The following is an 11,301-nucleotide window of genomic DNA, read 5'->3' as shown; positions in this document are numbered from 1 at the left end:
CCCCACCCCTGACCCCTCCCCACAAGGGGGAGGGGGACTTGGCGCGGGCGCTTCCGAATCCCCCTCCCCCTTGTGGGGAGGGGTCAGGGGTGGGGGTGCGATCCAACAAGCCGCTCATGCGCGTGTCCTTGGATCGAGGAGGCGGTAGAGCAGGTCGGCGAACAGGTTGAGGCCGATGAACACGGCGCCGATGACGATGGTGCCGCCGAGCACGGCGTTCATGTCGGCATTCTGCAGCGAGTTGGTAAGATACATGCCGATGCCCGGCCAGGCGAAGATCGTCTCGGTCAGCACCGAGCCTTCGAGCAGCGTCGCATAAGAAAGTGCGATGACGGTGACCAGCGGCACGGCGGCGTTGCGCAGCGCGTGGCCCCAGATGATGCGCGTTTCGCTCAGCCCCTTGGCGCGGGCGGCGGTGATGTATTCCTGCGCCAGTTCGTTCAGCATGAAGGAGCGCGTCATGCGGCTGATATAGGCCATGGAGAAATAGCCGAGCAGCGAGGCGGGCAGGATGATGTGGCTGAAGATGTCGGCGAAGGCACCCCATTCGCCCTGGATCGCCGCGTCGAACAGGAACAGGCCGGTGATCGGCGTAAAAGTGTATTCGTAGGCGATGTCGATGCGGCCGGGGCCAGCTACCCAATCGAGCTTTGCGTAGAAGATCAGCAGGCCCATCAGGCCGAGCCAGAAGATCGGGATGGAGTAGCCGACGAGGCCGATCACCCGCACGATCTGGTCGATCAGGCTGTCGCGTTTCACCGCGGCCAGCACGCCGAGCGGGATACCGAAAAGCAGGCCGATGAGTGTGCCCGCCGTCGCAAGTTCCAGCGTTGCCGGAAACACGCGGAGAATGTCCTGCATGACCGGATTGCTGGACAGGACCGAGGTGCCGAAATCGCCAGTCAGCGCCTTCTTCAGATAGATCGCGAACTGCTGCCAGAGCGGCAGGTCCAGCCCATATTGCTGGCGCGCGGCGGCGACCGCGCTTGCGGATGCCCGATCGCCGACGATGGCCAGAACCGGATCGATCGGCACGACGCGGCCGATGAAGAAGGTGACCGTAAGCAGGCCGAAAAAGGTGACGGCGCCGACGACGACAAACCGTACGATGGCGGAAAGCACAGCGGAGGCGCCTCTACGCCTCCGCCGCGTTTCGATCGTTGTGGCGACGCTCGCCAATAAACCGGGCTTTTCGGTTCGTTATTTGGTCACGGGCCCGACGAAGTTGGTGTCGAAGGTCGGTCCGAGCTTGAAGTTCTGGATGTTCTTGCGCAGGCCGGCGACCTCGGTTTCCTGCCACAGGAACACGAACGGGCCGGTCTCGCGCACCTTCCTCTGAAGGTCGGCGTACATTTCCGCGCGCTTGGTCGCATCACGCTCCAGCAACGCCGCCTTGGCCTCGTCCTGGATGTCGGCCGGCACGTCCCAGGCGTTGCGCCAGGCGAGCGTCTTGTTCATCGAATCGTCGGCGTTGTTCGGGTTGATGCCGAAGGTTTCCGCGTTGGAGTTCGGATCCCAATAATCGACGCCCCACTGGCCGATATAGGATTCGTGGGTGCGGGCGCGGAACTTGGTCAGCACCTGCTTGAAGTCGCCCGGGATGATCTCGATCTTGATGCCGACCTGCGCGGCATTCTGCTGGAGCGATTCGGCGACGCCTGTGACGGGCTGGGTGCTGCGCACATCCATGGTCATCGAAAAGCCGTCCGGCAGGCCGGCCTTGGCCAGCAGTTCCTTGGCCTTGGCGATGTCGAGCTTGTAGGGCTTGTCGTCGAGCGCGCCGAGAATGCCCTTCGGCAGGAAGTTCTGGTGCATGGAGCCGATGTTTCTCAGCAGCGTGTCGCCGAGCGCGTCGTAGTCGACCAGGTATTTGAACGCCTCGCGCACTTCCGGCTTGGCGAGGTTCGGGTTCTTCTGGTTGAAGCTGAAGAAATAGACCGTGCTCTTCGGCGTCGCGGTGATCACCAGGTCGCCGTTCTTGCTTACGGCGTCGATGTCGCCGGGCTGCAGGTTGCGGGCGACATCCACGTCGCCCTTCTCCAGCAGAAGCCTCTGCGTCGCGCTTTCCTTGACGTGACGGTAGATGACACGGGCGAGATTGCCCTTGGTGCCGTAATAATTGTCGTTGCGCTCCAGCACGACCACCTCGTTGGCGCGCCATTCGCGGGTCTTGTAGGGGCCGGATCCGGCATAGTTGGTCTTCATCCAGCCATTGCCGAAATCATTGTCGAACTTGTACTCGTCGCTCGGCGTGACGGCGGCGACGTGCTCCTTGACGATCTTGCTGTCGATGACCGCGCCGACGGTGGCGGTCAGGCAGTTCAGCACGAAGCTCGGCGCATAGGACTTGTCGACGGTGAAGACGAAGGTCGACGGGTCGGCGGCCTTGGCCTTTTCCGCGACATTGTCGCCGGTGAGGCCGAACTGCTGGATGATGAAGGCCGGGCTCTTGTTCAGCTTGACGGCGCGCTCGAACGACCAGGCGACGTCCTCCGCGGTGATCGGATTGCCGGACGCGAATTTCAGGTCGGGCTTCAGCTTGAAGGTGTAGGTCAGGCCGTCGTCTGAGACGGTCCAGCTTTCGGCGATGCCACCGACGATCTTGGTGGTGTCGTTGGCGTCGAGGCGCACCAGCATGTCGTAGGTGTTGCCGGTGATTTCGCCGGTGGAAAGTTCGAACGCCTCGGCGGGGTCGAGCGAGATCATGTCGTCGATCGCCCAGGCCTGGACCAGCGTGTCGGCCGGCGTATCGGCATAGGCGGGAATGCCCACGACCATCACCGCCGACATCGCGGCGCCAGCCAGAAGCAGCGCAAGGCGCCGGTTGATCTTTTCCATCAGCATAATTTTTTCCCCTGTTCGATTTTCTGGGTTGGTCTCGTCATCCTTGCTCGTGCCAGGCGGAGCGAAGGATTCTGAGCCAGTTGCCGCGACATATCTTGTCGAGTTCGGTGTCAGCATATCCGGCGCTCCGCAGTCCGGCAACGAGCTTGTGCATGCCTGCTGCGTCGCTGATTTCGCCCGGCACAAGCGCGCCGTCGAAGTCCGATCCGATCGCCACGCCGTCGATGCCGAGCTTGTCGACGAGGTAGTCGATGTGACGGACCATGTCGGAGATCGGCGTGTCGGCGCTCTCGCGTCCGTCGGTGCGCAGCATGGTGACGGCAAAATTCAGGCCGACAATCCCGTTGCTCTCGCGGATTGCCGCAAGCTGCTTGTCGGTCAGGTTGCGGGCGACCGGCACCAGCGAGTGCGGATTGGAATGGGTGGCGACCAGCGGCTGGTCGGTGATCCCCGCGACGTCCCAAAAACCCTTTTCGGTGATGTGCGACAGGTCGACCAGAATGCCAAGCCGATTGCATGCCTTGACGAGTTCCTTCCCCGCGTCGGTCAGTCCGGGGCCGGTATCGGGGCTCTTCGGAAAGGAAAATGGAACGCCGTGGCCGAAGATGTTGGTACGGCTCCAGACGGGTCCGAGCGAGCGCAGGCCGGCGGCGTAGAAGACGTCGAGTGCGGCGAGGTCGGCGCCGATCGCTTCGCATCCCTCCATATGCAGCACGGCGGCGAAGGCATCGGCTTTTATCGCGTCTTCGATCTCGCGCGTCGAGCAGCAGATCCGCCAGCCGCCGGCGCGCTCCAGCCTGGCGGCGATCGACATGTATTCCATTGCGATATCGAGCGAAGGCGCACGCTCCAGAGGTTTCGGCAGCGGCGTGTCGTAGGTGCCGTCCGGGCCGGGCGGCGCGAAGCGCAAATCGTCGGAGGGGATGTAGATGGCGCAGAACCCGCCGGCAAACCCGCCGGCCTTGGACCGCGGCAGGTCGATATGGCCCGTCGGCGATCCGTCGATGAATTCGGAAACCGGATCGAAACCTTCGCGTCCCCGCCGCCACAGGCGAAAGAGAACGTCGTTGTGGCCGTCGAAGACTTTCTGCATGCGGACCTCTCGTGAGCGGGCCGGTGCAAGCTAGCCATTCGCGCGGCATCCGCAAGTCTGCTTCCATGCAAGCCTGTCGACAAGGCTCGCCCGGCGATTGGTCCACCGCAGTTGCCTGGCGGCGACCGCGGACAGGGATTATTCGTCGTCTTCGCTGCTGATCCAGGAATGCGGCGAGACCTTCTTCTGCGTCGAGCCGTCGAGGAACACCCACCAGCCGGCGTCGCCTTCGTCCCAATCGCCGCCGCTGCCGCGCATCCGCTCCAGCGAACGGTACTGGCCGATCGATTCGTTCTCCTGTCCGTCGGCGTCGGTCCAGACGATGCGGACCTTGCGACCATCCATCGGGGCGGTGTCGATCGGTCTCGTGCGCGCCATGTCAGTTCCTCCTTGGTGCGGTTCCACATGATCGGCTTCCCGCCGCCCGGACGCAATCGGGGGAAGCGGTGCCGCAAAGGGAATGGCGGGCTCGGTTCCCGGCTGCATTTCGCATTTATGGTTAGCCAATCCTTAATCGTTTGCACCCTAACTACCCGTTGTGTCCGGCGGATCAGGCCATCGCCTTGTCCGTGGGGGCGGGCACGATGGCGCAATCTGGCAGGGGAGGAACTGTGTCCCCGAGGAAGAACCCGAATACAGCCGTGCGGCTGCGCGGAGCGGGCGATTGCGCGTCGCTCGATCTTTCCGCCGAAGAGGCGGAAGCGCTGATCGACGCCGGTGGCGACTGGCTTTGGGAAACCGACGATGCGCTTTGTTTCTCATGGCTCTCGGAGAGTTATCAGGAAGCGACCGGCAGCGAGCCCAAGGATATGCTCGGCCGGCCCTATGCCGATTTCCTCGATCGCCATGCAAACGGGAATCCAGCCACCGCGTCGCACCATGCCACCTTGCAGGCGCGCCAGCCTTTCCGGGACTTCGTGCTTGAATTGAAGGACGCCAGTCCCGAGCGCCGATGGATATCGCTGTCGGGCTTTGCGCGCTTCGACACGGCGGGACGTTTTATCGGTTATCGCGGCGTCGCGCGCGACGTCACCGGCATCGCCCTGTCGCTTGCCCGGATGGCGAGCCATGCGCAGGCTGCGGCCGCCATGAACGACCAGCTTGCCGCAGGTCCGGTGCTCGACGGTTCACGATCCAATGCGCGCGAAGCCGAGGCGGAAGAGGGCCGCAAGCGTCTGGAAGATGTCCTGGAGTCGCTGCCGGCCGGTGTCATCATCTACGATCGCGACGACAAATTCGTGCTGGCGAACCGCAAGCTGCAGGAAACCCTGCCCGCCATGCAGGACTGCTGGATGCCGGGCAAGAGCCTGCGCCAAGCGCTCGAACTCGCCCATACGGTCGGCTATTTCCGCGAAAGCGGCGATCCGGAGATCGACGCCCTCTACGACACCGACCGCGACGCATGGGTCGAGCGCTACACGGCGCGCTACCACCAGCCCCAAATGATAACCGAACGGCACAATCCGGACGGCCGCTGGTTCCAGGTCTATGACACGCGCACCAGGGACGGAACCTTTGTCGGCGTCCGCGTCGACATCACCGAATTGAAGGAGCGTGAAAAGTCGCTTCGCGATTCGATGCGGCAGATCGAACTGTTCAGCCATGTGCTGGACGAGATGCCGGTGGCGACCAACATCAAATCCGAGGATCTCGCGCTGGAATACGTCAACAAGGCTTGGTGCGACGTGACCGGCTACGCCAAGGTGGAAGTGATCGGGAAGACCGACCTCGAACTGTTCGGCGACGGCGAGGGCGGTGGTTTCAGCGCCGACGACACCTATGTGGCGGTCACCGGCAACGGCCTCGAATCGGAAGAGACCGTCACCCACCGCAATGGAACGGTGATGCATCTGATGACCCGCAAGGGCCGGTTGACGACGACAGACGGCCGCCGGCACGTGTTCGGCTGCAGCACCGACATCACCGATATCAAGCGACGCGAGGCGCTGCTTCAGCAAAGCCTTCGGGAGAATGAAGTTTTCCGCAGCCTGATCGACAATTTGCCGACCGCCATCTACGCCAAGAAACCCGATCTCGAACTGGTCTATGTCAACAAGGGCTGGGCGGATCTCACGGGCTTTTCGAAAGACGAGGCCATCGGCAAGACCGACATCCAGTTGTTCGGCGCGGATGGGGAGGCCTTCGCCGAAGGCGATCTCGAAGTGCTGCGCACCGGGCAGACGCAGGTCATCGACGAGACGGTCGTCGAGAAGGATGGCTCGATCCGCCACCAGCTTGCCCGCAAGAGCGCCTTTGCCGCGTCCGACGGATCGCTCTATCTGATCGGTTCGTCGGTCGACGTCACGGCGCAGAAGCGGCACGAGGTCGAGCTGCAGCAAGCGCGCCGCCGCGCCGAGATCGCTGATCGCGCCAAGTCCGAATTCCTGGCCAATATGAGCCACGAGATCCGCACGCCGATGAACGGCGTGCTGGGGATGGCCGAGCTGCTGGCGCGCTCCGACCTCGACCCCAAGCAGAAGACTTTTACCGACATCATCGTGAAGTCCGGCAACGCCCTGCTGACGATCATCAACGACATCCTCGATTTCTCGAAGATCGATGCCGGTGAGCTGGTGCTCGACGCAGCACCCTTCACGCTTTCGGAAGCGATCGAGGACGTCGCCACGCTTCTGTCGACGCGGGCCAAGGAAAAGGACCTCGAGCTCATCATCCGCATCGCCCCGGACCTGAGCGACAATTATGTCGGCGATGTCGGACGCATAAGGCAGATCGTCACCAACCTGATCGGCAACGCCATCAAGTTCACCGAGGCCGGGCACGTGCTGGTCGAGGCGACGAATAGCGACGGCGCCGACGGCACCAACCTGCGCATTTCCGTGACCGACACCGGAATAGGCATCCCGAAAGACAAACTCGGCGCGGTCTTCGAGAAGTTCAGCCAGGTGGATGCGTCGTCGACGCGCCGCCACGAGGGCACCGGGCTGGGGCTGGCGATAACATCGCGGCTTGTCGCCATGATGGGCGGTACGGTCGGCGTGGAAAGTATCGAAGGCCTTGGCTCGACGTTTTCCTGCACCTTTTCGCTGCCCTATGCCGAGGCTCCCGCCCGGCAGAAAATCGTGCCCTTCGACGTCGGCGGCGCGCGCGTCCTGATCGTCGACGACAATCCGGTCAACCGCGCAATCCTCCTGGAGCAGATGGCGAGCTGGCGCTTCGATGCCTGCGCGGCGGCCAACGGCGTCGAAGGTCTTCAGGTGCTGGAGGCGGCCACCAGGCTCGATCTGGCGGTCGACTGCGTCGTGCTCGACTACCAGATGCCGGGCATGACGGGTCTGGACGTGACCCGCGTCATCCGCAATTCGCCGCTGTTTTCCGATACGCCGATCATCATGCTGACATCGGTCGACCTGTCGCTCAGCATGGGAACCGTGCGCGAGCTGGCGATCGACGCGAACCTGACGAAACCGGTACGATCCTCGGGATTGCTCGAGACCCTGACCGCGACCATCCAGAAGCGCCGCCACCGGCACGGATACGCGCCGTCGCCCGCGAGGGTCGAGGAGCGACCAGCCGCGGCGAAGGCCCTCGCTTCAAAGCCGCAGGCCGGGCCGCAACGGCCGCAGGCCGTCGAACCCGCGTCTCCAAGCCGGGTCGACATATTGGTGGCCGAGGACAACGACGTGAACCAGTTGGTGTTCACCCAGATTCTCGCCGATACGGGTTTCACCTTCGAGATCGTCGGCAACGGGCTGCTGGCCGTGGAGGCGTTCCAGGAGATGCGGCCGATGCTGGTCCTGATGGACGTATCGATGCCCGAGATGAACGGCCTCGAAGCCACGGGCGTCATCCGGGCGCGGGAAGCCGCCTGGGGAACCCATACGCCGATCATCGGGGTCACCGCGCATGCGCTCAAGGGCGACCGCGAGCGCTGCCTCGAAGCGGGTATGGACGATTATCTCTCGAAGCCAATCAGCCCCAGGGCGCTGCAGGAAAAGCTGGACCGCTGGATGAGCCCGGCCCAAATGCCGGTCGGCAGGGCGTCGCCCTCGATTGGCTGAGCAGCCCACTATTGCATTTGTTTGCAATACGTTTCGGTTATGATCTGCTAACAGCCGTTCGTACGATCTTGCTGGCGATGCCGTTCCGGCCCGATTCGCCAGCGGCTCGCGAGGTTTTGGGGGACCCGATGATATCCGGACCGTGCATGCGCCTTGTCTTTGCAATGCTGGCGGCGCTCGCCGTTTTTGGCTTTAGCCATGGCGCTTCGTTTGCCCAATCCCAGCCCGCAGCCGCGGCCCCCACGCCGCCGCCTGAAAAGGTGCAGCAACTGCTCCATCTTCTCAACGACCCGGAGGTGAAGACCTGGCTGGAGGCACGGCCGGCCGCGCCCTCGGCGGCGGCGCAGGATGCTGCATCGGTGGAGAACGACGTCACCGACGTCGAGGCGCGCATTCGCGGCCATATCGGCCGGGTGGTGGACGCATTCTTCCGCCTTCCGCAGGAATTCGCAAATGCGTCCGATGTCATTTCCAGGGACGTGAACAGCGGCCGGCCGGGCGTCGTGCTGGCCATCCTGGTGGTGCTTATCGGTGTCGGATATGGCGCGGAATGGCTGTTCCGGCGATTGCTTCGAAGGGTGAGGGGCGCCGAGACGTCCGCATCCGAGCAGCCGCTGCGGCTGGTGTCGGACTTGATCCCCCTCGTGGTGTTCACGCTGGCCAGCGCCGGTCTTTTCCTGGCATTCCAGTGGCCGCCGCTGCTGCGCAAGGTCGTTGTCACGCTGCTGCTCGCCTTCATCGTCTTCCGCTTCATCCGCACCATGGCGCGGCTCCTGCTCGAGCCTGACGCCACGGCGTCTGAGAGCCGGCATCGCCTGGTCGACATCGACGACGCCGGCGCGCGTTTCTGGTATCTGCGGGTGCAGCTCCTGGCCGGCATATTCATGCTCGGATGGGCAATCGCCAGCCTGATGCCGCGCCTCGGTTTTTCGCCGGATGCGGCACTGGCGATCGCCTATCTGTTCGGGCTCGGCCTGCTCGCCGTCGCCATCGAGACCGTCTGGCACAGCCCGGCCCGCCAAAGCGCGCCGTCGCCCGTCAAGACATGGCTGCGGACCTTCTTCCTGGTGATCCTGTGGCTGGTCTGGGTCGCCGGCTTTGTCGGTATCCTCTGGGTCGGCATCTACGCCCTGGTGCTGCCGAGCGCGGTTTCCGGCGTCGGCCGCATCGCCGAGCGGCTGGCGGGCCGCAGCGAAGGCACGACGCTGTTCGCCACGATAAGGAACGTCCTCATCGTGCGCGGCGCCCGCGCGGTGCTGATCGCCCTGGCGGTCGCCTGGCTTGCCTACATCTGGCAACTGAGGGCGGAGGCGATGGGCGGAAACCCCACGCTCGAGCGCGTCGTGGTTGGCCTGCTCAACGGCATCATCATCCTCCTGTTCGCCGACCTTTTGTGGCAACTCTCCAAGGCCCTGATCAACCACCACATGGAACGCGCCGAGCATACCGGCGGCACTTCGGAGGAAGTGGCGCGCCGCGGAAGGCTGCGCACCCTGTTGCCGATCTTCCGCAATGCGCTTGCCGTCTTCATCGCGGTCGTGGCCGTGCTGACCATCCTGTCTGGCATGGGCGTGGCGATCGGGCCGCTGATCGCCGGCGCCGGCATTTTCGGCGTCGCCATCGGTTTCGGCTCGCAGACCCTGGTCAAGGATGTGCTCAGCGGCGTGTTCTTCATGCTCGACGATGCGTTCCGCGTCGGCGAGTATATCCAGAGCGGCAGCTACAAGGGCACGGTCGAGGGTTTCAGCCTGCGCTCGGTCAGGCTGCGCCACCAGCGCGGACCGATCTTCACCGTGCCGTTCGGCCAGCTCGGCGCGGTCCAGAACATGAGCCGCGACTGGGTGATCGAGAAGATGACGCTGACTGTCACCTACGATTCCGACGTCGAGCTTGCCCGCAAGCTGGTCAAGAAGATCGGGCAGCAACTCGCGGAGGACCCGGAATTCGCGGCCAGCACGCTGCAGCCGCTGAAGATGCAGGGCGTCGACAGTTTTGGCGATTCCGGCATCGTGCTGCGCATGAAGCTGATGACCAAGCCCGGCGAGCAGTTCGGCATCAAGCGCAAGGCCCTGGTGATGATCAAGAAGGCCTTCGACGAGAACAACATCAAGCTGGCGACGCCGATGGTGCAGGTCTCCGGCGGCGCCGACGATGCCGCGGCCGCCGCCGCACGCGAGACGCTGCGCAAGCAGAAGCTCGCCGAGGTTGCGGCAGCGACGGCTGAGTGAACTCCTGATCCGACGGCGGCCCGACCGGAAAACGGAGAAGCGCCGGGGAAAATTTAGTGTCTTTCGGCGGCAAGGCCGCGGCAGTCCGGAAGCCGCACAGGTCGAAAAAAGGTAGCCGTTTCCCGGCGCCTCGCGGCTGAAATGACAAGGCAAGGTGCCTGCGAAGAGCCGGCTTTTGGTCATGCTTGTTGCGCGGAAATCCACGCGGGTTCCGAGCAACTCTCTGTTTCCGCTTGGTTTTACAAGCATGACATTGTTTTCGAACGGCCGTTTGTGAAGGTCGGGAGGCGGCTGGCGCCTCTCGAAAAACCGAGCCTTTTCAATGTGTTGCGCAGGCGGCAACGGCGGCCTCGCCTTTCCGTCATCGTCAAGGATTGTTTTTGGGAGGATGCTCCCTGCACTCTCCATACCCGATACCGGCCTGTGCGCCCAAAACGTCCAAGCCGCACTCCGTCCAACACCCCTTGTATCTGCATAAGGGGTGTTGGACGGAGTGCGACGCGAACATCCTGGAGAACGAACGGGTCACCGCAAAAATGGGGATGAAAAAAGCCTCTTCATCCGAAAATATTTTTGTTTCTCGAACCTCGCTCCAGTCTTTTCAATGCCTTGACCGACCACCACCCGCCGCGCGGCAAGAGTTTTTCAGGATTTCATCCCCGCCCTCCCGATCGGTGCGATAATCCGTCAGCCTGTGCTGGAAAGGAGATGGCAGTGGAGTTTGGAGACGCGAGTACGACAATCGAGCGATACCGGCAGGCGCTGAAGCACATTCTGCTGATGCTCGTCGGCATGGCCGAGATGGGTTTTGGCAGGCCATTGTCCCTGGTGCTCGGGGAAGCCGCCGTCGCCCCAAGGCCGGGACGAGCCGGAAAGACCGGGAGAAACAAACCGTCTCCGGCGCTCTGCCTGCCCCGCCACCTCTACCGCGCCATTCTCCTGCTCTTGCGCCCGGCCGAATCCGCCGCCCGGCGCCTGATCATCGCGACGGCGCAAGGCATCGTGGTGGTGCTCCCGCCGTTTCGTCCGCGAAAGCTCAAGCCAAAAATTTCCGACACGGTGGCCGCCATGCGCCGCCTCGGCCTTGCCGTCGCCCTGTCGCAGGAGGATTTTGCCC

At 63.6% G+C, this 11,301-nt stretch carries 6 protein-coding genes and 1 pseudogene; 3 read left to right on the top strand and 4 right to left on the bottom strand.

Annotated features, from left to right (window positions below; all coding sequences use genetic code 11):
* Nucleotides 1-114 precede the first annotated feature (114 nt).
* From ACH196_RS31455 to ACH196_RS31440, 4 genes are all read right to left on the bottom strand, one after another.
* Nucleotides 115-1,122: an ABC transporter permease gene (locus ACH196_RS31455; protein WP_396650790.1), complete on the bottom strand. Its 1,008-nt coding sequence runs from the start codon at nt 1,120-1,122 to the stop codon at nt 115-117.
* Between the two features lie 78 nt (nt 1,123-1,200).
* Nucleotides 1,201-2,844 (bottom strand): ABC transporter substrate-binding protein, encoded by a 1,644-nt coding sequence (locus ACH196_RS31450; RefSeq protein WP_396650789.1) that lies wholly within the window; start codon nt 2,842-2,844, stop codon nt 1,201-1,203.
* 37 nt (nt 2,845-2,881) lie between these two features.
* A complete protein-coding gene (locus ACH196_RS31445) occupies nt 2,882-3,937 on the bottom strand; it encodes a dipeptidase (RefSeq protein ID WP_396650788.1) in 1,056 nt (351 codons plus the stop codon).
* 138 nt (nt 3,938-4,075) lie between these two features.
* Complete coding sequence (locus tag ACH196_RS31440; RefSeq protein WP_396650787.1) at nt 4,076-4,315, bottom strand: hypothetical protein; 240 nt, start codon at nt 4,313-4,315, stop codon at nt 4,076-4,078.
* Between the two features lie 233 nt (nt 4,316-4,548).
* Between ACH196_RS31440 and ACH196_RS31435 the strand changes: the two genes are divergently transcribed.
* The 3 genes and pseudogenes from ACH196_RS31435 to ACH196_RS31425 all read left to right on the top strand — a co-directional run.
* Nucleotides 4,549-7,956 (top strand): response regulator, encoded by a 3,408-nt coding sequence (locus ACH196_RS31435; RefSeq protein WP_396650786.1) that lies wholly within the window; start codon nt 4,549-4,551, stop codon nt 7,954-7,956.
* 146 nt (nt 7,957-8,102) lie between these two features.
* Nucleotides 8,103-10,184 (top strand): mechanosensitive ion channel family protein, encoded by a 2,082-nt coding sequence (locus ACH196_RS31430; RefSeq protein ID WP_396650785.1) that lies wholly within the window; start codon nt 8,103-8,105, stop codon nt 10,182-10,184.
* A 714-nt stretch (nt 10,185-10,898) separates the two neighbouring features.
* Nucleotides 10,899-11,301 (top strand): annotated as a pseudogene (locus ACH196_RS31425) (hypothetical protein); the annotation flags it as partial.

This window comes from Mesorhizobium sp. IMUNJ 23232 (genome assembly GCF_044326205.1).
In the GTDB taxonomy this organism is placed as follows: Bacteria; Pseudomonadota; Alphaproteobacteria; order Rhizobiales; family Rhizobiaceae; genus Kumtagia.
This window is presented reverse-complemented; position numbering and strand designations above follow the sequence as displayed.